Here is a 26,346-nt window from a genome sequence, read left to right on the forward strand (position 1 = left end):
TACGACCAGTAGGATCTTGAGGTGCCCGCTTCCCGCCGTCAGAAACTCCCCTTCGAGGTGTGGGCCCTGGTTGCCGGAGGCTTCACTGTGGCGCTCGGCTACGGCGTGGTGGCTCCCGCGATCCCTCAGTTCGCTCTCGAATTCGACGTGTCGAGCTTCGCCGCATCCGCCATCGTGAGCGCCTTTGCGCTAATGCGACTCGTGTCGGCGCCGCTCGCGGGCTGGGTCGTCGGCAAGCTCGGTGAGCGCAGCACCTACATCATCGGCATTCTGGTCGTTGCCGGCTCGACCGGCGCTGCCGCACTCGCCGTCAGCTACCCGCAGTTTCTCGTGCTCCGCGGCATCGGCGGTATCGGCTCCGCGATGTTCACCGTCGCGGCGACCGCACTGCTCATCAAGGTCAGCCCGACTCATGCCCGCGGGCGCGTAGCGAGTGTCAATGCCGCTGGGTTCCTACTCGGCGGGCTCCTGGGCCCAGTGCTCGGCGGGGCGGTCGCCGTATTCGGTCTCCGCGCGCCCTTCGTCTGCTACTTCTTCACCCTCATCGCAGCGGCGACGGTCGTCGCGATCGCGCTCCGCCGTTCTGCAGCTGCCGGCCGCGCCCCGCGCGGCTCCCACGACGAACGCGCGGAGCTCACGCTGGGTGCGGCGCTGCGCATTCCGCAGTACCGCACGCTGCTCTGGTCGGTGTTCACGTTCGGATGGTCGTCGTTCGGCGTGCGCGTCTCGATCATCCCGATCCTCGTCGCCGTCACCTTTCAGGGAGATGCCACCATGGCCGCTTGGGTGCTCGCCGCCTACGCTGCCGGAAACGCGCTCTTGATCTTTCCCTCCGGGAAATGGAACGACACGGTCGGACGCAAACCGCTCCTGGTCAGCGGAAGTGTCATCTTGACCGCCGCCTACGCCGCATTTCCCGCCGCGCCCGTGCTGTGGGCGGCCATCGTCATCATGTTCGTCGCCGGCGCCGGGTCGGCACTGGTGAATCCCGGGCAGCAAGCGGTCCTCGCCGATGTACTCGCAGGCCGACGAGGCGGCGCGGTGGTCGCCGGCTATTCGATGATGAGCGATCTGGGCGGAGTGCTCGGCCCGCTCATCGCCGGAGCCATCGTCGACATCGCCGGCTTCGGTTGGGCGTTTGGCGTTACGGCGGCGCTCATCGCCGTCGCGGCGATCGCGTGGTCGCTGACGCCGGCCTCTCGACCGCTGCTCGAAGACACTGGGATGCCCGAACGAGCATGACCGGGGTCACCCCTCGAGGTCGTCGACCCCCGGAAGCCAGCTGAGCCCCGGCTTGCCCCAACCGTTCTTTCGCTGAGCCTTCTGGGCGCCGCGATTCTCCGGGTGCACAAGCCGGTCAACGTACAGCAACCCCTGCAAATGATCGAACTCGTGCTGCAGAACGCGCGCGAACCACCCGGATGCACTGACCTCGTAGTGCTTCCCATCGATGTCTTGCGCGCGGAGCAGCGCTCTCGGTGACCGGCGCAGGGCGAACCGCTTCCCCGGGAACGACAGGCACCCCTCGACCTCGTCATCGTCGGGCAGTCCCGGTTCCGCGGGGGTGATCCAGAGTTCGGGATTGATCGCAACGCCTCGCTCGGGCGCCTCGTCCTGATCCTCATAGATCCAGACGAACACCTGCTGATCGACGCCCACCTGAGGTGCTGCCAGCCCGACTCCCGGAGCCGCCACCGTCGTCTCGAACATGTCGTCGACGAGCGCGCGCAGGGTGTCGTCGAACGCGGTAACTGGGGCGGCGGGACGATGCAACACGGGCTCGCCAGAGATCACGATGGGGAGAACAGCCATGCCGGCCAGTTTACGGCGTCGCCTGTGCCAGCCGCGCCGCCCCCGAACCCGCCCGGCGATCCAGCAGCAGAATGCACGCGACTAGACTGGAGCGATTGCGAGCGATCACCGACGCTCGCTACGCAGCAGCGAGGAGCAATCGTGCCGAACACGCCAGCGGACCAGATCGTCTGGATCGACTGCGAGATGACAGGTCTCGACGTCGATGCCGATGGGCTCTGCGAAATCGCGGTCATCGTCACTGATTTCGACCTGAAACCGCTCGACGCCGGCTTCGAAATCGTCATCAACCCGGGCGAAGCCGCACTCGCGCACATGAACGACTTCGTGCGCTCAATGCACGAGAAGTCGGGGCTGCTGCCGAAGATCGCGAGTGGCGCGACCCTCGCAGATGCCGAACAGCAGGTCATCGACTATCTAAAGCGATTCGTCACGGCGGGCCGTCGTCCGCTCGTCGCCGGCAACACGATCGGCATGGATCGCCGATTCATTGCAAAGTATCTTCCGACGCTTGAAGAGCGCCTGCACTATCGCAGTGTCGACGTATCGACCATCAAGGAGCTCAGCCGTCGCTGGTATCCGGCTGGGTACTTCGCAGCGCCCGAGAAGCGCGGAGGGCACCGTGCGCTCGCCGATATCGCCGAGTCCATCCAGGAGCTGGCCTACTTCCGCGACGCCGTGATGGTCGCTCAGCCCGGGCCCGACAAGGCAGCCGCGACGGAGCTCTCACGCGCCGCAATCGACCGCTACGCGAGCCTCATCGACACGGAGCAGACCGAGCCCGAACCGCAGTAGTCCCACTCCCCCCTCGCCCACTACAGTTAAACCTGGACTGGGCAATGCGTGCCCACAGCATTGGGGGATGCATGAGTGACAGCAGTACCGCCGCAACGCTCGCGGATGGATCGACACCACGACGTAAACGGCAATTCGGCGGGCTGAGCATTCAGTCAAAGTTGCTCATCATGCTGCTCGGCGTGAGCCTGGTCTCGTCGATTGTGGTGGGCGCCATCGGCTTCGTGAACGGGCGGCAGTCACTGCAGGATTCGGCGATCGATCAAGTAACGACGATCCGATCCATGCGCGCGACCGAGATCGAGACGGCGATCCAGACGATCCGTCTCGATGCCTCGCTGCAGTCGCGCAATCTCAGCGCGCAGACACTGTCGCGTGAAATGAACAGAGCTGCAGAGCCGTTCTGAGCTGAGCGAAGCCGACAACGCAGCGCTCACGTCATACTACGCGGATACATTTATTCCCGAGCTCGAGAAGCGGGCTGATCACGCTTATGGAGACGAAGCGTTCATTCCTGACTCAGTTGCGGGCAAGTATCTGCAGTCCCAGTACACGACCAACAATCTGACACTCGACGACAGCGGCTACGAAGCCCAGTTGCGCATGAATGACGCCGGCGACGGAACGACCTACTCGGCCGCGGCTGATCGCTATGGCGACTACTTCACTCGTCTGATCGATCAGGCCGGATACGAGGATGCGCTGCTGCTCAACCTCGACGGCGACGTCGTATTCTCAGCGTTCAAGGGCACCGAGCTCGGCACGAACCTCAATACCGGCCCGTATCGTGAAACCTCGTTCGCCGATCAGTACCGTGCGGCCATCGCGACGAACTCCGTCGACACCGTGATGATGACGGACTTTGAACGATGGATCCCTTCCTTGAACGTGCCCGCCATGTGGGTCATCTCGCCGATCGGCAACAGCAGCGGGATCACCGGAGCGTTGGCGTATCAGGTGTCGATCGACCGTATCAACGATGTCATGACCGGCAACGAGCAGTGGAAGCAGCAGGGCCTCGGCGACACCGGCGAGGTGTACCTCGTCGGCCGCGATAATCTGATGCGCAGCAACTCGCGCATGCTCATCGAGGATCCGGAGAACTATGCACAACTCGCCGTCGACGGCGGCAATTCTCCCGCGGTGGCCCAGCGCATCGTCGACGTGGGCGGCACGACGCTGCTGCAAGAGATCAACACCCCCGCGATCGAGTCGGCGAAAGCTGGTGAGAAGGGGGCAATCGTCGGACGCGACTACGTTGGCCATGAGAGCATCACCGCTTACGCACCACTCAACATCGAGGGGCTCGACTGGATGGTCGTCGCACGCATCAATACCTCCGAAGCCTTCGCCCCGGTCACCGCGTTCACCCGCAACGTGCTGCTCTCGCTACTCGGCATACTCGTCGCGGTATCGCTCCTCTCGCTCGCGCTCGCTCAGGTGTTCACCCGACCGATCCGACGTCTCGTCGATGCGACGCACCACATTGCCGAGGGCGACCTCGACGTGCGGGTGCCCGATGCATCGCGCGATGAGTTCGGCGGACTCGGCAGCGCCTTCAACGACATGGCCTCGAGCCTGCGCTTGAAGCAGGATCTGATCGACGAGCAGCGCGTCGAGAACGAGAAACTGCTGCACACCTTGATGCCCGAGAGCGTCGCCGCCCGCTACAAGCAGGGCGACGAGGCGATCAGCGAGGCGCACGAGAACGTCTCGGTGGCCTTTGCAGAGCTCGTCGGATTCGACGACTATGCGCGCGGCCTCACCCCCGAAGAGGAGATCAGTCAGCTCAACACGCTGATGCGCGGGTTCGATGAAGCCGCTGAGAAGGCCGGTGTTGAGAAGGTGCGTACTCTGCGCGGCGGCTACCTCGTCTCATCCGGTCTCGTCGTGCCGCGCGTCGACAACGTACGCCGCAGCGTGGAGTTCGCGAAGTCACTCGTGACGGTGGTGGAGCGCTTCAATGCACAGAACCGGTCCTCGATCTCCGTGCGAGCCGGCGTCGATACCGGCACCGTGACAAGCGGCCTCGTCGCCCGCAAGACCCTCGCCTACGATCTGTGGGGCGATGCGGTGAGCCTGGCCTACCGAGTGCGCTCGGTCACCGGCGACCCCGGCGTGTATGTGAGCCAGACCGTGTACAACCGCACGCAGGAGATCTTCGAGTACGTCGAGGCCGGCACTGTCGAGTCGCGCGGCGAGCACGAGACGGTCTGGAAGGTCCCCTGATATGGCTGATCTCTTCGCTCAAGCGTGGACGTGGTGGATCATCGTCCTCGCCGTCGGCGTGCCTGTCGTACTCGTCGGACTCACGGAACTCATCACGTTCCTCGCGCGTCGCCGCCATCCGCTTGCGGGGCCGGTGCGATTCTTCCGCAACTGGGTCATCCCGTCCGGGGCGCTCTTCGCCCTGCTCGCGTTCGCGATCACCTCCCCCGCCGAACTCGTGTGGGTGCGCGTTGCCGCGACGGTCTTCGGCTTCCTGCTGATCCTGCTCGTACTGTCTTCCTTCAACGCAGCGCTCTTCGCAAACGCGAAGCCCGGGTCGTGGCGCGAACGCATTCCGTCGATCTTCATCGAGATCGCGCGCCTCGTGCTGGTGGTTGTCGGGCTCGCGATTCTGTTTTCCTGGGTGTGGGAGGCCGACGTCGGCGGCCTGTTCGCCGCTCTGGGCGTCACGTCGATTGTCATCGGGCTCGCACTGCAGAACGCCGTTGGTGGCGTGATCTCCGGCCTGCTGCTGCTCTTCGAGCAGCCGTTCAAGATCGGCGACTGGCTCGACACCGGCAGCGTGCGCGGTCGAGTCGTCGAAGTCAACTGGCGTGCGGTGCACATTGAAACTGGATCTGGCATTCAGATCGTGCCGAACTCCACCCTCTCGGGTGCTTCTTTCACGAATCTCAGCGAACCCGCCGGTCCCTACTTCGCAACGTCTGCAGTGAAGTTCACCACCGACGATCCGCCGCACGAGGTCATGGCGCTCCTGGTCGAAGTTGCGAATGCGCTGCCGATGAAACGCCGCGGCGAGAACGCGACGGTCGACTATTCGGGAAATGCGGCATTCGAAGTCTCGATTCCGGTTGACGGCCCGTCGGATGCGCAGCGGGCTCAGACGCTGTACCTGTCATGGCTCTGGTATGCAGCGCGCCGACGCGGCTTCGCACTCGACGGCGACTCAACGGATCCGATCGCCGAGCCCGAACGGTTGGACGCAGCAATCGAGTTCGTCACACCGACGCTGCACCTTCGCGAAGATGGTCGCGAACTCGTGCGGAAAACTGCGCGACTCGAGCGCTATGGTGTGGGCGAGGTCGTCCTGCCGACCGGCGCTGTCCCCAACTCGGTGCAGGTGGTCGTGTCCGGCCGCGCATCGGTGGCGCTCGAGTCCGATGGCGGGCGACTGGAGTTCACCTCGGCGGGGCCGGGAGACCTCGTCGGCCTGACGGCACTGACCCGCGAGCCGTCTCACGCGGTCGTGGTCGCCGGTGAAATCTTGACGGTGCTGTCGCTGCCCATCGACACCGTCGACGCACTCATCGCGTCACGACCGCGACTGGCGGCCGAAATCGGTGAATCACTCGACCTCAAGCGCAAGCTGGCCGCCGAAGCCGCGCAGCAGATCGGCATCAATCGCGGCATCATTCGACGCACGTGACCGGAGATGCGGCCCCCGGTCTCGCGCAACACGCCGAGACGCCGCGGGGGCCGCGCGGATTGGCGTTCGATCGCAGCATTGGGTTATGATGATACGGTTGCCTGGTTCGCTTCGGTGGGCCAGAACAGCATGGTGGCTATAGCTCAGTCGGTAGAGCACCGGCTTGTGGTGCCGGTGGTCGCGGGTTCAAGTCCCGTTAGCCACCCCAAGATAAACGAAGCCCGCCTCACACTGGAATCCAGTTGCGAGGCGGGCTTCGTCGTGTGACATCACCACTGAGTGACGGGAGATTCACGGGGCAGGCCAGCAGATGGCGCCCCGCGAAGTCTCACTCAGCGCGCAGCGGCGCGGCGCGCGATATCCCCGTGCGTGTAACTTGCGAGCGGATTGAGCCCCGCCTTCTGCCGCAGCGCAGCACGCACCAGGTGCCGCAGGTGGGACCACTTCCCTGCTCGCACGACGCGCGTGCGCAGATCATACGTATCGGTGTACGCCACACGGGGCGCCCAGATGGGCTTGCGTCGACGGTTACCCAACGACGACGTGATATGCAGAAAGACTTGAGCACTCGCCAATGCCGACGCTACGTCGACGCCGACCGAAATCGAGGGCAATGATGCCGGAGCATGCGCCTCGTCTCCCTGCACCGTCGCGAGCGACCGCAGGTCAGTGTAGGCGGGAATGTACGGCAGACAGCGCGCGAAATCGACTCCAAGCTCGGCAATTTCGTCGAGAGGTGCCTGGTCGCTGAAGCCGCGATACCGCTCAAAGGTCCATGCGGAGTGCGGATCGAACGAGGTGACCTGGGCCGAGAATCCGATGTTCATCGCGAGCACATCCGGAATACCGATTCGACGAGCCTCGCGAGCAACCAGGGTTCCCACGTCGGGCATCGTCATCTCGGTCTCGTCGAGCACGACCGAAGCACCGTGCATGAATTCCTGCACGTTCTCGGCATTCACGCCGTCGGTGAACAGATCGATCGCCGCATCAGGGTTGATGTCATGCAACCGCTCGCGAAACACCTCGGCCTTGCTCCGCATGAAGGTCGAGTGAACTGCGCCGTCAACGCGGTTCACATTCTCGGGCTCGAAAACTTCAGGGTCGGCGATACTGAAGCTACTCACGCCCATGCGCGCGAGCTTCAGCCCCAGCTGAAACCCGACGCCGCCCACGCCAGCGATCGCGACACGGGATCGCGTCAGAGCCAACTGTTCGTCTTCGCTCCAGAACCCGTAATTGCGCGCGAACTCGAGCTCATGCGCAGCTCGACTCGTCACAGCGCCGGCTCCGAGAGTACGCGTTTCGGCGCACGCCCGACGAACAGCATGCCGGGCTCAGCGGCGCGGTACTGGTCGATGAAGTCGCCGCCGCGCGCGTTGACGCGTGTGGCTGATGCCGGGATGTCGATCTCGATGGGCAGGTTGTAATCGAGGTAGTGCTCGACGTACCGCGGTTCGCCGATTCGCGAGATCGCGATAGAACCGTGAAGATGCCGCTCAAGCCAGGGCTCGATGATCGCAAATGTCCGCTCAAGACCGTGATTCGCAACGTAGGCCAGCATCACGGCGAACAGATGCCACTGCGCCATCTCCTGCATGACGGCTTTCTCATGCCGGGCGATGACTCGGGAAACCTCGACGCTCACGGCGTTCAGGTCACCCGGGCTGAACGAATCAGGGCAGAAGTCTTCAACCGGGAGGGGGTGATCCTGACCGCGAATAATGAGGCGCGACACGCCGATCACACGCACCCCGTCAGCGTGATTCTCGAATACGGCGAAGGTGGCCGATCGGGCATCGTCGGAGTCACGGTCGGTGCCGTCATCTTGCAACTCGCTCGCATCGAGTTGACCGGTCTGATCCACGTACACACGGCGGCGCAAATCGAAGTGCGCCAGGTATTCCCGTTCGAGCCCGGGAAGCGGCACGTCGTGCACAGCAATGAGACCGACGGCCAACCGCGCGGCCGGGTTGTCAGCAAATACGTCAGAGTCCACGACAGGGATAACGTCGTGATTCGTGACAGAACGGTCAATATGAGACAACGCCGGGGCCCTCCTGAGGCTGCATAGCTGTGACGGCCATGGAAATCATGAATCCCCGGGCGATGACCGCGAACGACTCCTGTGTACTCTCATTTTGCACTAATTGCGATATCCAATGCACGGAATGCGATGTCCGGCGAGTCGCGCTACGACATACGTGAAAGTCATGGCATATCGCGCGCGCCTGATTCGGTCGAAACACGCGGGTGATAGCATGTGGCAACTACGGTCATCGACGATGGGGGGAACGGTGCAGGACGAGAATTGGAACCGGGCGAGCAGTGTGCGCTCCCGCCCGGGCTTCGATGACGCGCGCTCAAAAATGCTCTCCGCCGCGGTGCAGCACGTCGAGTCGGTTGGGCTGACCCTCGGCGTCACTGCCGGCCTGATCGAGCAGATCGCGGCCAATGCCGGCGTCAGTAACAAGCAATTCGCGCAGGCGTGGCCGTCGCACGAGGCGTTCCTCGCCGATCTCTTCACCGAACTCGCGAACCAAGCGCAGATAGACCGCGCCGATACTGAGACGCTGCTGACCACATGGCAGTACCTCAGCATGCGGGTCGGCGACCTGCGGTCGGCCGAAGGACGGCGCAGCGTACTCATCGATATCATCCGCACCGCCGCGGAATACAACTTCGATGTCATCACCGCTTCGAGCAAGTGGCGCACCTACGCCGCTCTCTCTACGACGATTACTGCGTGGCCCCACGGCGAAGCTCGCACGCGTGTACTCGATGCACTGCGTGCGAGCGAGATGTCGTTCGTCGAGACCATGGAAAACTTCTACCGCAACGTGCTCCCGACCGTGGGCTATCGGCTTAAACCGATGTTCCACAACGACTACCAGCCGTTCGTGGTCGCTGCCGCCTCCGTCATCGAGGGCCTGGGCATCGTTCGGGCGACCGTACCGTCGCTCGTGCAAGCCCATTTCACCCGCGAAACCGGCAACGATGCCGAGACCTGGTCGGTTGCCGCACTCTCATTCATGGGTGTTGTCGACGCCTTCATCGAGCGCGACCCCGAGTTCGACGCCGACGAGGCCATTTCGCGCTTGAGCTCAGGCGTCGACGTCACTCCGCCATCGGAAAACACCGCCTACTGACGACAGCTCCGCAATTGGGTGCGGCATCGGTGGCCGACCATCAAGAAATATCGGCGACGATGCCGCGTCGACGCAGGCGATCCAACGTCAGCGCGAGTGTGACCGGCCGCCCGAAGTAGTAGCCCTGCGCATCGCGCACACCGAGATTGATCAGAATGTCGGCCATTTCTCGACTCTCGATTCCCTCGACAATCACGCGATGCCCCAGGTTGTCGCCGAACGATTGGAATGCTTTGATGACCTCTCGCTGACGCGCATCATCAAGGTTGTCGATCAAACTCTTGTCGATCTTCAGAATATCCATCGGAAAATGAACGAGGGCGCCGACCACGGAGTCGTCGGATCCGTAATCGTCAAGGGCGAGCAGCACACCAGCACGTTGCAGGCGTTCAGCGTCGTGCCGCAGATCATCGGTCACGGTGCGCAGCGAGCGCTCGTTGAGTTCGATGCACAACTTGATATTCGGGTGGGCCTGCGCAGCGTCTCGAATGTAGGGGCCGAGCTGGTTCTCGCTGATCTGCCCGAGTTCGAGATTTACCGTCATGCACTCGACCGAGGGCTCGATCGTTCGAAACTGCTCGGCGGCTTCCAGAGCCTTGCGGATGACCTGCTGCGTCAGTTCATTCATGAGCCCCAAGCTCTTCGCGCGAGCGATGAGCGAGGGCGCCGAGATCGGGCCGAGTTCGGGGTCAACGTAACGCGTCAGTGCCTCGAACGCCCACAGGCGGTTGGTCGACATATCCACGATCGGTTGGAACGCCAACATCAATCGATTCTCGCGAATCGCACGCGCGACGATTTCGTTCAATCGCGTCGAACGGTGGGAGGAGACGCTCACGCTGCTGCTCTCAACGACGCTCCCCTGCCGTCGCGTGCGCTTCGCGTGCAACATGGTGCGGTCCGCGTCTTCGACAAGTGATTGTGCGTCGATCTCTCGATGACTCGAGAACGCCAGTCCTGCGCTCACCACGGGGCGCATCAGGTGGCCTTCGAGATCGATCTGCTCGCTGAGCGCGGCGACAATCTGATCTGCAGAGTCCTTCGCCTGATCGATTGAGACGAGACCGGTCAGAATCACCACGAATTCATCGCCGCCGACGCGCGAGACGAAATCGCCACCGCCAGCTGCGCGCTGCAGTCGGCGTGCGATCGCGCACAGCAGTTCGTCGCCTGCGCGGTGACCGTAGTTGTCGTTCAGCTTCTTGAAGTTGTCGAGGTCGAGAAACAGCAGCGCGATGCCCTCGTGATACGGTCGGTGCTCATTCGCCTCGACGAGAGCCTTTTGAAACGCACCGTAGTTGGGCAAGCCGGTGAGGGGATCGCTGTTCGCCCGCTGTTCGAGGGTGTCAACTTCTTCTTGCATGCGCGCCGCCTCAGTGGCGAGATGCGCGAGTGTCGAAAGCGTGCGCTCGTCATCGCGACTGAAGGTGCCCCCACCGACCTTGCCTGACGCAACGAGAAACTGGTCGACGCCAGATTCGACGCGCACTGGGGCACCGATCTCTCGGCGCTCGGGGGCGCCACCACGAAGCTCGACCTCGTCGGCGTGCACGATCGCCTGCGCGCGGTCGCGCAGCACCCCTGCAAGCGCCTCTCCGCTTTGACGGGGGAACTCAATGGCCGCGTCCACAACAGCGTGCAGGCGGGCTTCCACATCATCAGAGCGTGAGCGCTGCGCGAGCACGTAGAAGATCGACCCGGCAAGCAGCACGACGAATGGGGTCAGGCTCACATTGGGGTCGCCCTCGAGCCAGGAGATCACGGACGCGTCGACGTAGTTGATCAGAATGGACGCTGCCGCGACGATGCAGATGACAACGAGTACCCGCAGCGGGCGCACCGCCGAGGTGATGATGCTCCGGTCGGATGCGGATCGCGTGCGCTGACGCACGAACTCGACGACCAAGAAGACGGAGTAGTAGGCCGCTGTTGCCAGAACGAACGCGGCGACGAACCAGATGTCAAGTGCGGCGAGGCCGACCCGCACGCCCACGAACGCGCAGGCACCGAGCGTGCTCACTCCGGTGAGATAACAGGCGTGCACGACATTGCGTCGCATAATCGTCTGTGAGATCAGCACGCCGATCGCCCACACGCAGATTCCGAGAAACGGCGCGCCGTGCATCGGCTCGATTGCGAGCATCACGATTGACACGCCGACGACCGGGTATCCCCGCTCATATCCGATGCGCAGCTGGAACGGCCCGCAGATGATCACGCTGGCGATCACGGTGAGCACAAGCGTCCACGATCTCGGTTCAGAACCGGCGAGCGCCACGATGCCGACGATGACCGCGGCGACCGCAATCACGATGAACGGCGCCGCGAATACCCGGTCGCGCACCATCATTGCTTCGCGTCCCACCACGACCCCATTCCCGAATATGCCTGTCGCAGCAGTGTAATTGCGAGTGGCAGCAGCTCATTATGGCATGCGCGGGATGTCGCGACTCACCTATTCGTCACCCGCGAATGAGTCGTTCTGTGTAGGGTGAAGACATGCTCGAGATCTCGCACGAGGACTTCGAATCCCTGGTCGCTGACGGCCTCGATTCGCTGCATGACGACATGCTCGCGCAACTCGACAACGTGATCTTTCTCGTCGAAGACGAGCCGGCAGACGGCAGCGATGTGCTCGGCGTCTACGAGGGCTTCTCCTTGGCAGAACGCGGCGTCTACGGATACGGCGAGGAACCGGATCGCATCATTCTCTTCCGGGAGAATCTCCTGCGGCACTGCGCCGACCACGACGAGCTGGTGCACGAGATCCGCGTCACGCTGGTGCACGAAATCGCCCACTTCTACGGCATCTCCGAATCGCGCATCCACGAGCTCGGATGGGGTTGACCATGCAGGCGACGGATGCGCAGCGCAGCGAAGGGTTGGTGGCACGCCATGATCCGACCTGGCAAACCGTGGTGTGGGACGATCCGGTGAATTTGATGTCGTACGTCTCCTACGTCTTCCAGCAGCACTTCGGGTTCTCACGGGAACGCTCGGAGGAACTCATGCTGCGCGTGCACCACGGAGGCAGCGCGGTGGTCGCCGAAGGCGCTCGGGAGGCGATGGAGATGCACGTCGAAGCGATGCACGGCTATGGTCTCTGGGCGACCGTGCGCCAGGGAGGGCCCTCATGAAACTCCTCCCGATCCCCGGCACCGGATTGCGGCTGCTCCTCGACCACGACGAAGCCGCGATGCTCGACCAGCTCATCACGCAGCTCACGCAACTGCTGCAGAGCCACAGCAGCACCGCGCTCGATCCCGACCCGCTGTTCGCAAGTCTCGAAGTAGGCGGTTCAGACGAAACTCCCGACGATCCGGCGCTCGCCCGACTCTTTCCAGACGTCTACGAGGACTCAGACGAGTCGGGCACGTTCCGCAGCGTCACGGAACAGGGACTCATCAATCGTAAACTGCACGATGCGATGGAAGTGACGGCGGCCCTGGGGCTCGGCGCCGATGCCATCGACGAGACCTCCGCGGTCGAGGTGGAGATCACCCCCGCATCGCTGCCGGCCTGGGTGCGCACTGTCACCGCACTTCGACTGGCGATCGCCGCACGCATCGGTCTCGATGAAGCGGAGGATCGCGAACGGCTGCTCGAGCATGAAGACTCACGGGGCACCGTGCTCGTGTTCGATTGGTTGGCCGCGATCCTCGAGTCCGTACTGGCCATCTTCGCGTCGGTGACGGCAGAAGCAGGCGTCTCGGATGAACACAGCGACGACGAAGTCGAGTGAGACCGGCTATCCCTGATCGGGCCGAGGGGTCTCGAGCGAACGCGGGTCGACGACGACCCCGCGCCCGGTGAGCAGGCTCGCAGAGGTGACACCGTCGGTACCGAACCGCCCCCGCACCTCATCCACCGCGTGATCGACCGCGCGCCAGCCGTCGTCATCGCTCCACAGCGCTGCGAGATCGCTACCGGCGGCGACGAGTTGCTCGGCACGCACGCCGATCAACCGCACCGCTCGGCCGCCGCGGTCGACGCCCTCGAACAGTTCTTTCGCGGTCTGGAAGATGCGTTGAGTCGCGTGCGTCGCTTCACCCAGCGTTCGGGAACGGGTGATGGTTTCAAAGTTGCCCCAGCGCACTTTAATCGAGATCGTGCGCGATTCGAGCCCGGCTGCGCGCAACCGCTCACCAGCGCGCGTCGATAACCTCAGCAGTTCACGATGCAGCACCGCCTGATCCGAGACATCATGGGCGAAAGTCTCCTCATGCCCGATGCTCTTCTCTGCGCGCGTCGTCTCGACCCGGCGCGCATCGCGACCGTTCGCGAGATCGTGCAAGCGCTGCGCGCTCGCACGCCCGACAATGCGTTCCAGAGCTGCGAGCGGCTCACGAGCGAGCTCCCCTACCGTGTGAATCGCTCGCGCGTGCAGCGCGCGTTCGGTCGCCTGCCCGACGCCCCACATCGCTCCGATCGGCAGGGGGTGCAAGAACTCGAGCGTGCGCGCGGGGGGAATCTCGAGGATGCCATCGGGTTTCGCCCGCTGGGACGCGAGCTTCGCGATGAACTTCGTGCCGGCCAGCCCCACCGAGGCGGGGAGCCCCGTGCGCTCGCGCACGCGCTCACGAATCGCACGCGCGATCTCCATGGGAGCACCGAAGAGCCGCACGGTACCCGCGACGTCGAGGAACGCCTCGTCGATGCTCAGCGGTTCAACCAGGGGCGTGAACTCCTCGAAAACGGCCATCACCGCGCGCGATGCCTCGCGGTACTTCGCGTAGGTGGGAGTGACGAGCACGAGCTGCGGGCAGAGCTGCTTGGCGCGTGCGACCGGCATCGCCGACCTCACACCGAATTTTCGCGCCTCGTAGCTGGCACTGGACACCACGGACCGCGAGGTGTCGTGCGCCGCAGCGACCGGCAGACCGCGCAGCTCGGGGCGTTCGAGCAGTTCCACGGAGACGAAGAACGAGTCCATATCGACGTGCAGCATCGAGGCAATCTCACGCGGCGCTTCGAACATACGTACTATTTCATCACGTCAGGGGGTCAGCTGCCAGTCTCGAGCACGAGTCGCGCGAGTTCCTCGTCGACCACGAGCTCCGTCACGATTCGTGCGGCAAGGGCACCGCGCAGGCTGTCGCGTTTCGCCGTGCCCGAGACGACGCACAGGCGACGCGGAATCCGTCGCACGACGTCGAGCGACGGTCCGCTCGACCGCTCATTCATCGCGATTCCGTCAGTGCTGCCGTCGCTGCGGTAGAAGACAGTGCCGCAATCGCCGACGACGCCCGATCGCACGAGATCCTGCAAATCATCACGGTCGAGGTATCCTCCGGAATAGATGCGGGACCTGGGGTCTCCGATACGGGACCCGAGACCGAAGACGTACAGGTCGCTCGACGCTTGGAGCTCGAGCACACGACTCACGGATCGCTCGCGCCACATCGCACGACGGGTGTTCGGGTCGTCAAAAATCGCGGGTACCGAGAACTGATAGACGGATGCGGCGAAAGCGTTGCCGAAGCCTCCGAGCAGCTCGGCCGCATATGACACACCGGTCGTGCGCACGTTCGCCGCGCCGTTCATCTGCACGATGCGTGCCTCGTGCACGGTCTTCGAGGGCAAGTGCCGCGCCACGGCGCTCATCGTGGCACCCCAGGCGACGCCGATGGTCGATCGATCGCCGACCGCCGCGGCGACCCGGTAGGCAGCCGTGCGCGCCGTGCGCTCGAGACGATCAGCCTCGCTCGCGCGAACCGGTGATGACACAACGTGCGCCGTAATCCCGTAGTGCTCGGACAAGCGCTGTTCGAGCTGCGAGCGAGCCTCTTGCGGCGAGTGCACCTGAATCTCGACGAGGCCGGTGTCGCGCGCGTAGGTGAGGAGCCGCGACACGGATGAGCGGGAGATCCGCATCTCCCCTGCAATCGCCTCCATGGTGAGATTCTGCAGGTAGTAGAGCTGCGCTGCACGCAATGCTTCCCGTGATTTGGACGGATTTGCAGACACCGGTGCCCCTTTCGTCGCATGAGATGAACACATCATGCACATACGTGCAACGGTCTTGCAACTCAGTGCACGAGTGGAGGAAGCTGAGGCCAACGCTGAAAGGTTTGGAGCCATGAACGATCGCACCCCGACTATTCGCCCTGCTGTCACGCGATTGCAGGATCGCCCGCACGCCGATGTGCTGATCATCGGTGGGGGCATCAACGGGATCGCGACCTTCCGCGAGCTGGCGCTCCAGGGCGTCGATGTCGCGCTCGTCGAGCGCGGAGACTTCGTATCGGGCGCGTCGTCGGCGTCGAGCCACATGGTGCACGGTGGGGTGCGCTATCTCGAGAACGGCGAGTTCCGACTCGTGCAAGAAGCAGTGACCGAGCGCAATCGCCTGCTCCGCACGGCACCGCACTACGTGCGACCGCTGAAGACGACCATCCCCATCTTCTCGACGTTTTCGGGCATCCTGTCGGCTCCGTTCCGCCTGCTGGTGACGCACGGTCGCGGCAAGCCGAACGAGCGCGGCGCCGCCCTGATCAAGATCGGCCTCACGCTCTACGACACGTTCTCTCGCGATGGCGGTCAGGTTCCGCGCCATCAGTTCCACGGCAAGCGCGGCTCGCTGAGCGCGCTGCCGCAGCTTAACGACGGCATCAAGTACACGGCGACCTACTACGACGCGTCGATGCACGACCCCGAGCGCCTCGCCCTCGACGTGCTGCACGACGGCCTCGTAGCTGGCGGAGATCGGGCGCGAGCTGCGAACTACCTGCCCGCGGTCGGCTTCGAGAACGGCGCGGTGCAGCTGCGCGACGAAACCACCGGTGACGAGTTCGATTTCACCGCACAGGTGATCCTGAACACCAGCGGACCGTGGACCGACCTCACCAACGCCGCTCTCGGCGAGCGCACGCAGTTCATGGGCGGCACGAAGGGCTCGCACATCGTGCTCGACCACCCCGAGCTGCTCGCGGCCACCGGTGGCCGCGAGATCTTCTTCGAGCATTCAGACGGCCGCATCGTGCTGATCTACCCGCTGAAGGATCGCGTGCTCGTCGGCACCACCGACATCAACGCGGACCCGAGTACTCCGGTCAGCGCCACGGCTGACGAGGTCGACTACTTCTTCGACCTGATCTCGCACGTCTTTCCGAAGATCACCGTCGACCGCTCGCAGATCGTGTACACGTTCTCCGGAATCCGGCCGCTGCCGCGCCACGACGATACGGCCCCCGGCTTCGTCTCGCGCGATTACCGCATCGTCGCCTCAGAGCGCGCAGGCGTGCCGCTCCTCAGTCTCGTCGGCGGCAAGTGGACGACGTTCCGTGCGCTCGCCGCGCACCTCGCGAACGACACCCTTGCGCTGCTCGGAGTCGAACGCACCGTGGGCACCGAGATGCTCGCGATCGGTGGCGGCAAGAACTTCCCGCGCTCGCAGTCCGCGCGCACCCGCTGGGTCGCCGAGCACGCTGACGGCACCGACCGCGCGCGCACCGAGCAGTTGCTCGAACGCTATGGAACGCGCGCCGAAGAAATTCTCGCCGCGGCACCGGAGGACGCCACTGAGCTCCCGCACCTCCGGGGCTACACGGCCGCAGAGCTCGCGCACCTCGCGGCGACGGAAGACGTCGTGCACCTCGACGACCTCTTGTTGCGGCGTACCTCGATCGCCTTCGTCGGCGGCCTCACGCTCGAGCGTGTGCGCGCCGCTGCCGAGGCAATCGCCGAGGCACTGAACTGGGATGCCGCGCGCGTCGATGACGAAATCGCCCGCACGGTCCAACTGCTCCGCACCGCCCACCGTATCGACGTCGAACGCGGAGGCGTTGTCGTAGATATCTAATCCGGTTCGGTCCGCGGGGGCGCCGCACTACCTTCGGCTCCCCCGCACTCCATCACCACCCGCGAACGCCACCAGCGTTCGCACTCCCGAAAGGTCAAAGACGACATGCCAGATGTCAACCTCGGTCTGTATTTCCTCTCAGAGCTCGTCGGCACGGGGCTCCTCGTGCTGCTCGGCTGCGGCGTCGTCGCGAACGTCGCCCTCGCCAAGACGAAGGGCAACGGAGGCGGCTTCCTCCTCGTGAACTGGGGCTGGGGCCTCGCCGTATTCGTCGGCGTGCTGGGTTCCGCATATTCGGGAGCTATCTTGAACCCCGCCGTCGGCGTCGGCCTGGCGATCGCTGGCAAGATCAGCGGGGTGCAGTTCCTGGTCGCCACTGCGGCCGAGCTGATCGGCGCGATCATCGGCGCCGTGCTCTGCTGGGTCGCGTACCGCTCGCACTTCGATGAGGAGCCGGACGCCGCCGCCAAGCTCGGCGTCTTCTCGACCGGCCCCGCGATCCGCACGCCCTTCGGCAACTTCCTGACCGAGGTCATCGGCACCTTCGTGCTCGTCTTCGCCGTCTTCGCCTTCGCCGACTACGGCGACATCCAGGTCGGAGTGCCCGGGGGCCTCGGGCCGCTCACCGCACTGCCGGTCGCACTCGTCGTCGTCGGTATCGGCGCGTCGCTCGGCGGCCCCACCGGCTACGCCATCAACCCCGCCCGTGACCTCGGCCCCCGCATCGCGCACGCGATTCTGCCGATCAAGGGCAAGGGCTCGAGCGACTGGGGCTACGCCTGGATTCCCGTCGCCGGCCCGCTCGTGGGCGGCGCGATCGCCGCACTCTCAGCCCCCGCACTGCTCGGATTCGTCGGCGCAGCCTAGGCTCGCAGGCATCGACACGCAACGAAGCTGACCCGAAAGGAATCCCATGTCCGAATACATCATCGCTATCGACCAGGGCACCACCTCGAGCCGCGCCATCATCTTCGACAAGAAGGGCTCGATCATCTCCGTCGGCCAGAAGGAGCATGAGCAAATCATGCCCCACGCCGGCTGGGTCGAGCACGACGCCTCCGAGATCTGGGGCAATGTGCAAGAGGTCATCGGCGTCGCCCTCGGACGCGCCGACCTCACCCGCCACGACATCGCGGCGATCGGCATCACCAACCAGCGCGAAACCGCGGTGGTCTGGAACCGCAAGACGGGTGAGCCCGTCTACAACGCGATCGTCTGGCAAGACACCCGCACCCAAGACATCGTCGACCGCCTCGCAACCGATGGCGGCACCGATCGCTTCAAGAGCATCGTCGGGCTCCCCCTCGCCACCTACTTCTCGGGTACGAAGGTCGCCTGGATCCTTGAAAACGTCGAGGGGGCTCGCGAAGCCGCCGATGCCGGCGATCTGCTCTTCGGCACGACCGACAGCTGGGTCATCTGGAACCTGACCGGCGGCGTAGACGGCGGCGTCCATGTCACTGACGTGACCAACGCCTCGCGTACGCTCTTCATGGACCTCAAGACGCTCGAGTGGCGCGATGACATCCTCGAGGCCTTCGGCGTACCGCGCTCGATGCTCCCCGAGGTCAAGTCGTCGTCCGAGGTGTACGGCGTCGCGAAGAACTCCTCGCTGTTGCGCGAAACGCCGATCGCGGGCATCCTCGGCGACCAGCAGGCCGCAACCTTCGGCCAGGCCGCGTTCACTGCCGGCGAGTCGAAGAACACCTACGGCACCGGCTGCTTCCTGATCTTCAACACGGGCGAAGAGATCGTCCACTCGAAGAACGGGCTGCTCACCACGGTCGGGTACAAGCTCGGCGACGGCCCGACCCACTACGCGCTCGAAGGCTCCATCGCCGTGACCGGGTCGCTGATCCAGTGGTTGCGCGACCAGCTCGGGATCATCGAGAGCGCTCCCGAGGTCGAGCAGCTGGCCGATTCCGTGCCCGACAACGGGGGCGTCTATATCGTGCCCGCCTTCTCCGGGCTCTACGCGCCGTACTGGCGGCCGGATGCGCGCGGCGCGATCCTGGGGCTCACCCGCTACGCGAACAAGGGCCACATCTCGCGTGCGGCGCTCGAAGCCGTGGCGTACCAGACGCGCGACGTACTCGACGCGGTGAACGCGGATGCAGGGGTGGACCTCACCGAGCTCAAGGTCGACGGTGGCATGGTCGCGAACAACGCGCTCATGCAGTTCCAGGCCGACATCCTCGGCGTCCCGGTCGTGCGTCCGGTGGTCGCCGAGACGACCGCACTGGGCGCTGCCTACGCCGCGGGCCTCGCTGTGGGCTACTGGTCGGGTCTCGACGATCTCTCCGCCAACTGGCAGGAGGATCGTCGCTGGGAGCCGGAACTCGATTCGGCCGAGCAGGAGCGCCTGCTGCGCCAGTGGCGCAAGGCCGTGACCAAGTCGATGGACTGGGTCGACGAGGACGCTCGCTAACCGCGTCTCCGCACAACGAAACGGGCGGTCGGTGCTTCACGCGCCGACCGCCCGTTTCGTTGTCTACCGGGGTGAGCTACTCGGCTTGAGCACGCTCGAGCACGAGTTCGCGCACGCGCGCCGCGTCGGCCGAGCCGCGCATCGCCTTCATCACGGCACCGATGATCGCGCCGGCGGCCTGCACCTTGCCGTCGCGGATCTTGGCGAGTACGTCGGGCTGCTCGGCAAGCGCCGCATCGACAGCCGCGACGAGTGCACCCTCGTCGGAGACGATCGCCAGCCCGCGGGCGTCCACGATCTCGGATGCGGTGCCTTCGCCGTCAATGATGCCGGCGATCACCTGGCGCGCCAGCTTGTCGTTGAGGGTGCCGTCGTCGACGAGCGCGACGACGGAAGCGACCTGCTCAGGTGTGATCAGATCGGCTGACGCGGCGGAGCGCTCGTTCGCGATACGGGCGATCTCACCCGTCCACCACTTGCGCGCGGTCTGGGCCGGCACGCCGGTGGCTACGGTCGCTTCGATGGTGCCGAGCAGACCCGCGTTCACCAGGTCCTGGAACTCAAGCACCGAGAACTGCCAGTCGTCGCGGAGGCGTCGACGGCGCAGCGTCGGGTGCTCTGGCAACTGCGCGCGCAGCTCCTCGACCAGCTCGCGAGACGGCGTGAGCGGGGCGAGGTCGGGCTCGGGGAAGTACCGGTAATCATCGGCGTCGCTCTTCGGGCGTCCGGGCGAGGTCTCCCCCGTATCTTCGTGCCAGTGGCGCGTCTCTTGCGTGATCGTGCCACCCTCAGAGAGGATCTTCGCCTGACGCTGGATCTCGAAACGCACCGCTCGCTCGATCGAGCGCAGCGAGTTCACGTTCTTCGTCTCGGTGCGGGTGCCGAGCACCGACATGCCGGCCCCCTCGTTGCCACGGGGTCGCAGCGAGACGTTCGCGTCGCAGCGGATATTGCCGCGCTCCATGCGGGCATCCGAGATGCCGAGCGCCACGACGATATCGCGGATCGTCGATACGTAGGTGGCGGCGATCTCGGGGGTGTCGGCTTCGCCGCCGAAGATCGGACGCGTCACGATCTCGACGAGGGGCACACCTGCGCGGTTGTAGTCGACGAGAGAGTACTCGGCGCCCTGAATGCGTCCGGTGGACCCGCCGATGTGGTTGAGCTTGCCGGCGTCCTCCTCCATGTGCGCGCGCTCGATCGGCACGTGGATGACTCGGCCCGATGCGAGCTCGATCTCGACCGATCCGTCGTGCGCGATCGGGTCGTCGAACTGCGAGATCTGATAGTTCTTGCCCATGTCGGGGTAGAAGTAGTTCTTCCGCGCGAAGCCCGAGACCTCGGCGATGTCGCAGCCGAGCGCAAGACCGAGGCTGATCGAATAGCGCACCGCCTCATGGTTGAGCACGGGAAGCGAGCCGGGCAGACCGAGGCAGACCGGTGCAAGGTTCGTGTTCGGTTCCGAGCCGAATACGTTGGGCGCGGGCGAGAACATCTTGGTCTTCGTGTTGAGCTCGACGTGTACTTCGAGGCCGATGACCGGTTCGAAGAGTTCGAGGGCTCGTTCAAAGTCGAGCACGGGCGTTTTCGCCATTAGAGCGCCGCCTTTCCGGCCGCAGCCGCTGCGAGGGATGCCGCGTCGAGCGACGGGGCCTGCGCCCAGAAGGGTGAGCCGTCGCGGTCGGCGATCAGTCGTTCGATCGCGCTGCCGGCGCGGTAGAGCCGCGCGTCCTCGAACGCGGGAGCCATGAGCTGCAGCCCGACGGGCAGCCCGTCTTCTGCGGCGGTGCCAATCGGCAGGCTGATGCCCGGGATGCCGGCCAGGTTGGCGGGAATCGTCGTGGCATCGTTCAGGTAATCCTGCAGCGGGTCACCGGCGTGGGCGCCCAACGCCCAGGCGGTGGTGGGAGCGGTCGGCGAAGCGATGACGTCGACCTGGTCGAACGCCGCCGCGAAATCGCGCTGGATCAACGTGCGTACCTGCTGCGCGCTGCCGTAGTAGGCGTCGTAGTAGCCCGCGGAGAGCGCGTAGGTGCCGAGGATGATGCGTCGCTTCACTTCGGCGCCGAACCCTGCGGCTCGCGTCGCACTCATGACGCTCTCGACGGTGCCGCCGCCCTCGGGTGCGACGCGGAGTCCGAAGCGCACGGAATCGTATTTCGCGAGGTTGCTCGAGGCCTCCGCGGGGAGGATCAGGTAGTACGCGGCCACGGCGTACTCGAAGTGGGGTGCGTCGATCTCGACGATCTCAGCGCCCTGGGCCTCAAGCAGCGCGAGCGCTTCTTCGAAGCGCTGCTTGACGCCGGCCTGTACGCCGTCGACCATGAGCTGCTTCACGACGCCGACGCGCAGCCCGCGCAGCGATGCCGGGTCGGCACCGTCACGAGCCGCCCGAGCCATCGACGGCCAGGCGAAGTCGAGCGAGGTCGAATCGTGGTGATCGTGCCCCGCGATCACATCATGCAGCAGCGCCGTGTCGAGCACGGTGCGCGCGCACGGACCGATCTGGTCGAGCGAGGAGGCGAGCGCCATCGCGCCGTAGCGGCTCACGCCGCCGTACGTCGGCTTCACGCCGACGGTGCCGGTGAGCGCGGCGGGCTGACGAATCGAGCCACCGGTATCTGATCCCAGAGCCACGGGCGCCTCGAACGCGCCGACCGCCGCTGCGGAGCCACCGCCCGAGCCGCCGGGCACTCGGTCGAGCTGCCAGGGGTTCAGCGTCGGACCGTAGGCCGAGTTCTCGGTGGATGACCCCATCGCGAACTCGTCCATGTTCGTCTTACCGATGGAGACCAGTCCCGCTGCGCGGGCGCGAGCGACTGCGGTCGCATCGAACGGCGAACGATAGCCCTCGAGAATCTTGGAACCCGAGGTCGACGGCATGTCGGTGGTGACCAGTACGTCCTTGACCGCGAGCGGCACACCGGCAAGCGCACCGAGCGATTCGCCGGCGGCGCGACGAGCATCGATCGATCGCGCAGCGGCGAGCGATGCTTCGGCATCGGTCGCGAGGAACGCGTTCAGTGCGGGGTCAACCGCCGAAATGCGGTCGAGATGCGCGCGGGTGGCCTCTTCCGAGGAGACGTCGCCACTGGCGATCTTCGCAGCCAGGTCGGCCGCAGTCAGCTGGGTCAGTTCAGTCATGATGCGCCTTACTGCTCTTCGCCGAGGATGGACGAGACTCGGAACATGCCGTCGGTCGCCTCCGGCGCGTTCTGCAACGCCTCGTCGCGCGTGAGCACGTCTGCGACCTGATCGGGGCGCGTCACGTTGTTCAGGGGAATCGGGTGACTCGTGGTCGGCACATCGGGCGTCGTGACCTCGCCCACCTTCGCGATATTCGTGAGGATCGAGCCGAGGTCGCTGGTGAGCGATGTGATCTCATCGGGGGTCAGGGCGATTCGGGCGAGGCCTGCGAGATGCTGCACGGTTTCGGCCGTGATCTCGGTGCTCGCCGCGCTGGGTTCAGGCATGCTGCTCCATCGGGAGTGGTCTTCTGGGAACGCGTTCCATCCTATCTGCGGCGGTCGTACCACCGGCTCAGGGTTCGGGACAGGTCACGTGCGCGCCGAAGGCTCCTCAGTGCTCCACGGAGTCAACGGGAGCGGCGTATTCGCCCAGGTTCCGTCGATGTTCCAGAGGCCGGAGCACCCGCGACGATGACTCGTGATGAGATGTGCATCGGCGATGCCGATTGCCGTCATCAACGCGTATACCGTCGTCGGCCCCACGAAAGCGAAGCCCCGGCGTTTGAGTTCGCGAGCAAGCGCGACGGATTCGACTGACGTGCTCGGCACATCGGCGTCGGTCACCGGTGCCGGCGATCGTTCAGGCCGAAACCCCCAGACGAACGCGGCGAGCCCGCTCCCGGTCTCTGCGACCAGGCGCTGCGCGGCACGCGCGTTCGCAATCGTGGCATCGATCTTGCGTCGATTCCTAATGATTGCCGCATCATCGAGCAGCCTCACGACATCGGCATCACCGAAGTCGGCGACTCGGTCGATGTCGAACCCATCGAACGCGGCACGGAATGCTTCACGCTTGCGCAGTACGGTCAGCCACGACAACCCCGATTGAAAGGCTTCGAGCGACAGGCGCTCGAACACGCCGTTGTCGTCGAAGTTCGGCATGCCCCATTCGCTGTCGTAGTACTCGGTCAACAGCGGATCTTGTGTTGCCCAGCCCGCTCGTCGCGGCGTCGGGGTGTCGCTCATGCAAGCTCCCATCTCGTCGGAGGCGGAGTGATCTCGCGCCTCCTGTCGACGCTAGCGACCCGCTGGACGCCCTGAACACCGAACCCGGATATCTGTGGATAACTCGGGCAACGGCCGGTCTACTCCGACGTCTCGGCTTCCGTTTCAGCCGACAGTCCGAGGGCTTCCGGCCCCTGTGCGACGAGCACCGCAAACTGGGCGGCATCGAGCACCGGAATGCCGAGATCTTCAGCTTTCCCCAGCTTCGATCCGGCGCCCGGCCCGGCGGCGACATAGTCGGTGTTCTTCGACACGCTTGAAGCGGCTTTTCCGCCTGCTGCGATGATCGCCTCTTTCGCCCCGTCCCGGGTGAAGCCGTCCAACGAACCCGTGGCCACGATGCTGAGGCCGGCGAGCACTCCCCCCTCGGCGACCGCTGCGCCCGGTCCCGGATGCCCGGGCGTGGCCCACTGCACTCCGGCCTCAGCCCAGCGATCCACGATCTCGCGATGCCAGTCGACGTCGAACCAGGCCAGCAGCGACTCGGCGATGATGCCCCCGACACCGTCGACCTGGGCAAGCTCGGCTTCAGAGGCTGCACGGATCGCCTCGAGTGAACCGAACCAGTCGGCGAGCGCGCGCGCTGCGACCGGCCCGACATGGCGGATATTCAGGGAGACGATCAGTCGCCAGAGCGGCTTGGTCTTCGCCCGCTCGAGTTCTGCGAGGAATGTCTCGGCATCCCGCGAAGCGACAACGCGCTCCTCCTGAGTGATACCGGCTTTACGCCGCTCGGCAGCGGTCGCGCGGTCCCACGGCTCGGGGTAGAACTTCTCCGTCTTCTGGAACGGCCTGCGCCGCCTGGGTTCGCCGGTCGCGTCATCGAGACGCGGTTCGCCCGTTTCACTATCGCGCACAATTACTTCGATCGGCACGAGCTGGTCGAGCGTCAAGTCGAACAGCCCGGCTTCGGTCTCAAGCGGTGGGGTGGACGGAACTTCGGGCTGCGTCAGCGCGGCCGCCGTGATCTCACCCAGCACCTCGATGTCGAGGCCTCCGCGCGAACCGATGTGCTCGACTCGACCGCGAACCTGCGCGGGGCAGGCCCGCGCGTTCGGGCAGCGGAGATCGATATCGCCCTCTTTCATCGCGCGCAACTCAGTGCCGCACTCCGGGCAGTGCTCCGGCATCCGCCACTCCGGGGCATGCTCATCTCGGAGCTCGAGCACTGCACCCAGTACTTCGGGAATCACGTCGCCGGCCTTCCGAAGCACCACAGTGTCGCCAACGCGCACGCCCTTGGCTTTCACCACCTGTTGATTGTGCAGTGTCGCCTGACTCACCGTCGAGCCGGCCACCTTCACCGGCTCCATAACGGCATACGGGGTCGCACGCCCGGTGCGGCCGACCCCGACACGGATGTCGAGCAGGCGTGTGTGCACTTCCTCGGGCGGGTACTTGTATGCGATCGCCCAGCGCGGCGCACGGCTGGTCTCACCGAGTTCGCTGTGCAGCGCGAGTTCGTCGATCTTGACGACGATGCCGTCGATCTCGTGTTCGACCGAATGGCGGTGCTCCCCCCGGTCTTCGATGAAGTTCGCGACATCGTCGACGGTGTCGAACACCCGAGAATGCGGTGACACCGGAAGCCCCCACGATGCGAGCAGCGCGTACGCATCCGATTGATTCTCGATGTGCGGGTCGGGCCAGGCACCGATACCGTGCACGTGCAGCGAGAGTCTGCCCAGTCGATCGCGCATCAAGGCGAGGTCGGCCTCTGACTTCTTCTCTGCGCGCTGCCGCAAACTGCCCGCAGCGGTATTGCGGGCGTTCGCGAACTCGGGATATCGCACCGGAATCTGCTCTTCGGGGCGGCCTTTCTCGCGCTGCTCAGCAGCGAAGGCGGCTTGAAGCTTGTGCTGGCGCTCATTCAGGGCCGCGAAATTCGCGCTCGTGAGAAAGACTTCGCCGCGAGCTTCGAAGAACGGCGGGAGGTTCTCACCGGTCAGCCGCCGAGGGATCACCGGGATCAAGTCGATGTTTTCCGTGATGTCTTCCCCGACACGACCATCGCCGCGCGTTGTGGCGGTTTCGAGTACCCCGGCGCGGTACGCCAAACTGATCGCGAGACCATCGATCTTCAGCTCCGAGAGCCAGCGCACCGGCCGACCGGCCGACGCTGCCGCTTTCGCGGCCCACTCTCGGAACTCCTCGATGGAGAAGACATTGTCGAGACTGAGCATGCGTTCAGCGTGTTCGTGCTCGGGAAACCCGGCGGAGACGACAGCGGCGCCGACTTCGCGCGTCGGGCTGTCTTGCCCGGCGAGTTCGGGAAACGCGCGTTCGATCGCCTCGAGGCGATGAAACATGGCGTCGTACTCCGCGTCGGAGACGAGACTCGCGGCCTCAGAGTAATACGACGTACGGAGACGCTCGATGTGCTCGGCGAGCCGCTCGGCTTCTTCGCGGGCCGAGTCGAAGTCTTGCGGGATCTGCTGCGTGTTCGTGCTCAC

23 protein-coding genes and 1 tRNA gene are annotated in these 26,346 nt (G+C 65.0%); 13 read left to right on the top strand and 11 right to left on the bottom strand.

What is annotated here, in order from left to right:
• Nucleotides 1-21 precede the first annotated feature (21 nt).
• Nucleotides 22-1,242, top strand: a complete 1,221-nt coding sequence (locus tag ACZF5Y_RS09295; RefSeq protein ID WP_497532365.1) for an MFS transporter — start codon at nt 22-24, stop codon at nt 1,240-1,242.
• A 6-nt stretch (nt 1,243-1,248) separates the two neighbouring features.
• Here the strand turns inward: ACZF5Y_RS09295 and def are convergent, their stop codons facing one another.
• Nucleotides 1,249-1,812 carry a peptide deformylase gene (def, locus tag ACZF5Y_RS09300; protein ID WP_497532366.1) on the bottom strand — a complete coding sequence of 188 codons (564 nt, stop codon included), beginning with the start codon at nt 1,810-1,812 and terminating at the stop codon, nt 1,249-1,251.
• 141 nt (nt 1,813-1,953) lie between these two features.
• Between def and orn the strand changes: the two genes are divergently transcribed.
• The 5 genes from orn (at nt 1,954) to ACZF5Y_RS09325 (ending at nt 6,470) form a co-directional block, all read left to right on the top strand.
• Complete coding sequence (orn, locus tag ACZF5Y_RS09305) at nt 1,954-2,607, top strand: oligoribonuclease (RefSeq protein WP_497532367.1); 654 nt, start codon at nt 1,954-1,956, stop codon at nt 2,605-2,607.
• 71 nt (nt 2,608-2,678) lie between these two features.
• Nucleotides 2,679-3,014: a hypothetical protein gene (locus ACZF5Y_RS09310; RefSeq protein ID WP_497532368.1), complete on the top strand. Its 336-nt coding sequence runs from the start codon at nt 2,679-2,681 to the stop codon at nt 3,012-3,014.
• Between the two features lie 196 nt (nt 3,015-3,210).
• The gene (locus ACZF5Y_RS09315) at nt 3,211-4,836 is read left to right on the top strand and encodes an adenylate/guanylate cyclase domain-containing protein (protein WP_497532369.1); all 1,626 of its coding nucleotides are present in this window, start codon (nt 3,211-3,213) and stop codon (nt 4,834-4,836) included.
• A gap of 1 nt (nt 4,837) precedes the next feature.
• Nucleotides 4,838-6,262, top strand: a complete 1,425-nt coding sequence (locus tag ACZF5Y_RS09320; RefSeq protein ID WP_497532371.1) for a mechanosensitive ion channel domain-containing protein — start codon at nt 4,838-4,840, stop codon at nt 6,260-6,262.
• A gap of 132 nt (nt 6,263-6,394) precedes the next feature.
• A tRNA-His gene (locus tag ACZF5Y_RS09325) sits at nt 6,395-6,470 on the top strand.
• Between the two features lie 124 nt (nt 6,471-6,594).
• Here ACZF5Y_RS09325 and ACZF5Y_RS09330 read toward each other — a convergent pair.
• Together ACZF5Y_RS09330 and ACZF5Y_RS09335 are read right to left on the bottom strand one after the other, a co-directional pair.
• Nucleotides 6,595-7,542, bottom strand: a complete 948-nt coding sequence (locus tag ACZF5Y_RS09330) for a ThiF family adenylyltransferase (RefSeq protein WP_497532372.1) — start codon at nt 7,540-7,542, stop codon at nt 6,595-6,597.
• On the bottom strand, nt 7,539-8,261 hold the full coding sequence (locus ACZF5Y_RS09335; RefSeq protein WP_497532373.1) for a hypothetical protein: 723 nt from the start codon (nt 8,259-8,261) through the stop codon (nt 7,539-7,541). The genes ACZF5Y_RS09330 and ACZF5Y_RS09335 overlap by 4 nt, the downstream gene beginning before the upstream one ends.
• Before the next feature lie 298 nt (nt 8,262-8,559).
• Here ACZF5Y_RS09335 and ACZF5Y_RS09340 point away from each other — a divergent pair, with 298 nt between their 5' ends.
• Nucleotides 8,560-9,411, top strand: coding sequence for a hypothetical protein (locus ACZF5Y_RS09340; protein WP_497532374.1), 852 nt, complete (start codon nt 8,560-8,562; stop codon nt 9,409-9,411).
• Nucleotides 9,412-9,451: 40 nt separating this feature from the next.
• On the opposite strand, the gene ACZF5Y_RS09345 is transcribed toward ACZF5Y_RS09340, so the two are convergent.
• Nucleotides 9,452-11,776 (bottom strand): putative bifunctional diguanylate cyclase/phosphodiesterase, encoded by a 2,325-nt coding sequence (locus ACZF5Y_RS09345; RefSeq protein WP_497532375.1) that lies wholly within the window; start codon nt 11,774-11,776, stop codon nt 9,452-9,454.
• 134 nt (nt 11,777-11,910) lie between these two features.
• Between ACZF5Y_RS09345 and ACZF5Y_RS09350 the strand changes: the two genes are divergently transcribed.
• From ACZF5Y_RS09350 to ACZF5Y_RS09360, 3 genes are read left to right on the top strand one after another with little or no spacing between them, the layout of a single operon-like run.
• Entirely contained in the window at nt 11,911-12,258 is a 348-nt protein-coding gene (locus tag ACZF5Y_RS09350) for a metallopeptidase family protein (protein WP_053388191.1), read from the top strand.
• Between the two features lie 2 nt (nt 12,259-12,260).
• Nucleotides 12,261-12,548, top strand: coding sequence for an ATP-dependent Clp protease adapter ClpS (gene clpS, locus ACZF5Y_RS09355; RefSeq protein ID WP_497532376.1), 288 nt, complete (start codon nt 12,261-12,263; stop codon nt 12,546-12,548).
• Nucleotides 12,545-13,153, top strand: coding sequence for a DUF2017 family protein (locus ACZF5Y_RS09360; protein ID WP_497532377.1), 609 nt, complete (start codon nt 12,545-12,547; stop codon nt 13,151-13,153). Before clpS ends, ACZF5Y_RS09360 begins: the two co-directional genes overlap by 4 nt.
• Before the next feature lie 6 nt (nt 13,154-13,159).
• On the opposite strand, the gene dinB is transcribed toward ACZF5Y_RS09360, so the two are convergent.
• Nucleotides 13,160-14,389: a DNA polymerase IV gene (gene dinB, locus ACZF5Y_RS09365; RefSeq protein ID WP_497532378.1), complete on the bottom strand. Its 1,230-nt coding sequence runs from the start codon at nt 14,387-14,389 to the stop codon at nt 13,160-13,162.
• Nucleotides 14,390-14,415: 26 nt separating this feature from the next.
• Entirely contained in the window at nt 14,416-15,411 is a 996-nt protein-coding gene (locus ACZF5Y_RS09370) for a sugar-binding transcriptional regulator (protein WP_497532379.1), read from the bottom strand.
• Nucleotides 15,412-15,490: 79 nt separating this feature from the next.
• On the opposite strand from ACZF5Y_RS09370, the gene ACZF5Y_RS09375 reads away from it, so the two are divergent.
• The 3 genes from ACZF5Y_RS09375 to glpK all read left to right on the top strand — a co-directional run bounded on the left by ACZF5Y_RS09375 (nt 15,491) and on the right by glpK (nt 19,640).
• Nucleotides 15,491-17,212: a glycerol-3-phosphate dehydrogenase/oxidase gene (locus ACZF5Y_RS09375; RefSeq protein WP_497532380.1), complete on the top strand. Its 1,722-nt coding sequence runs from the start codon at nt 15,491-15,493 to the stop codon at nt 17,210-17,212.
• A gap of 105 nt (nt 17,213-17,317) precedes the next feature.
• Nucleotides 17,318-18,079, top strand: coding sequence for an MIP/aquaporin family protein (locus tag ACZF5Y_RS09380; RefSeq protein WP_497532381.1), 762 nt, complete (start codon nt 17,318-17,320; stop codon nt 18,077-18,079).
• A gap of 46 nt (nt 18,080-18,125) precedes the next feature.
• Nucleotides 18,126-19,640 (top strand): glycerol kinase GlpK, encoded by a 1,515-nt coding sequence (glpK, locus tag ACZF5Y_RS09385; protein WP_497532382.1) that lies wholly within the window; start codon nt 18,126-18,128, stop codon nt 19,638-19,640.
• Between the two features lie 76 nt (nt 19,641-19,716).
• Here the strand turns inward: glpK and gatB are convergent, their stop codons facing one another.
• From gatB to ligA, 5 genes are all read right to left on the bottom strand, one after another.
• Nucleotides 19,717-21,234: an Asp-tRNA(Asn)/Glu-tRNA(Gln) amidotransferase subunit GatB gene (gatB, locus tag ACZF5Y_RS09390; RefSeq protein ID WP_497532383.1), complete on the bottom strand. Its 1,518-nt coding sequence runs from the start codon at nt 21,232-21,234 to the stop codon at nt 19,717-19,719.
• Complete coding sequence (gatA, locus tag ACZF5Y_RS09395) at nt 21,234-22,784, bottom strand: Asp-tRNA(Asn)/Glu-tRNA(Gln) amidotransferase subunit GatA (protein WP_497532384.1); 1,551 nt, start codon at nt 22,782-22,784, stop codon at nt 21,234-21,236. Before gatA ends, gatB begins: the two co-directional genes overlap by 1 nt.
• A gap of 8 nt (nt 22,785-22,792) precedes the next feature.
• Nucleotides 22,793-23,113, bottom strand: a complete 321-nt coding sequence (gene gatC, locus ACZF5Y_RS09400) for an Asp-tRNA(Asn)/Glu-tRNA(Gln) amidotransferase subunit GatC (RefSeq protein WP_497532386.1) — start codon at nt 23,111-23,113, stop codon at nt 22,793-22,795.
• Between the two features lie 84 nt (nt 23,114-23,197).
• Nucleotides 23,198-23,854, bottom strand: a complete 657-nt coding sequence (locus tag ACZF5Y_RS09405; RefSeq protein WP_497532387.1) for a DNA-3-methyladenine glycosylase I — start codon at nt 23,852-23,854, stop codon at nt 23,198-23,200.
• Nucleotides 23,855-23,973: 119 nt separating this feature from the next.
• Nucleotides 23,974-26,346: an NAD-dependent DNA ligase LigA gene (gene ligA / locus ACZF5Y_RS09410; protein ID WP_497532388.1), complete on the bottom strand. Its 2,373-nt coding sequence runs from the start codon at nt 26,344-26,346 to the stop codon at nt 23,974-23,976.

The organism is Leucobacter sp. WKLB1 (assembly GCF_059696215.1).

Bases quoted from the DNA above. Each gene is read 5' to 3' on its own strand.
- ACZF5Y_RS09315 (WP_497532369.1), top strand. From the start codon at position 3,211: ATGAATGACGCCGGCGACGGAACGACCTACTCGGCCGCGGCTGATCGC.
- def (WP_497532366.1), bottom strand. From the start codon at position 1,812: ATGGCTGTTCTCCCCATCGTGATCTCTGGCGAGCCCGTGTTGCATCGT.
- clpS (WP_497532376.1), top strand. From the start codon at position 12,261: ATGCAGGCGACGGATGCGCAGCGCAGCGAAGGGTTGGTGGCACGCCAT.
- ACZF5Y_RS09375 (WP_497532380.1), top strand. From the start codon at position 15,491: ATGAACGATCGCACCCCGACTATTCGCCCTGCTGTCACGCGATTGCAG.
- ACZF5Y_RS09405 (WP_497532387.1), bottom strand. From the start codon at position 23,854: ATGAGCGACACCCCGACGCCGCGACGAGCGGGCTGGGCAACACAAGAT.
- gatB (WP_497532383.1), bottom strand. From the start codon at position 21,234: ATGGCGAAAACGCCCGTGCTCGACTTTGAACGAGCCCTCGAACTCTTC.
- ACZF5Y_RS09380 (WP_497532381.1), top strand. From the start codon at position 17,318: ATGCCAGATGTCAACCTCGGTCTGTATTTCCTCTCAGAGCTCGTCGGC.
- ACZF5Y_RS09320 (WP_497532371.1), top strand. From the start codon at position 4,838: ATGGCTGATCTCTTCGCTCAAGCGTGGACGTGGTGGATCATCGTCCTC.
- gatC (WP_497532386.1), bottom strand. From the start codon at position 23,113: ATGCCTGAACCCAGCGCGGCGAGCACCGAGATCACGGCCGAAACCGTG.
- ACZF5Y_RS09350 (WP_053388191.1), top strand. From the start codon at position 11,911: ATGCTCGAGATCTCGCACGAGGACTTCGAATCCCTGGTCGCTGACGGC.
- ACZF5Y_RS09370 (WP_497532379.1), bottom strand. From the start codon at position 15,411: ATGTGTTCATCTCATGCGACGAAAGGGGCACCGGTGTCTGCAAATCCG.
- dinB (WP_497532378.1), bottom strand. From the start codon at position 14,389: ATGTTCGAAGCGCCGCGTGAGATTGCCTCGATGCTGCACGTCGATATG.
- glpK (WP_497532382.1), top strand. From the start codon at position 18,126: ATGTCCGAATACATCATCGCTATCGACCAGGGCACCACCTCGAGCCGC.
- ACZF5Y_RS09310 (WP_497532368.1), top strand. From the start codon at position 2,679: ATGAGTGACAGCAGTACCGCCGCAACGCTCGCGGATGGATCGACACCA.
- ACZF5Y_RS09360 (WP_497532377.1), top strand. From the start codon at position 12,545: ATGAAACTCCTCCCGATCCCCGGCACCGGATTGCGGCTGCTCCTCGAC.
- gatA (WP_497532384.1), bottom strand. From the start codon at position 22,784: ATGACTGAACTGACCCAGCTGACTGCGGCCGACCTGGCTGCGAAGATC.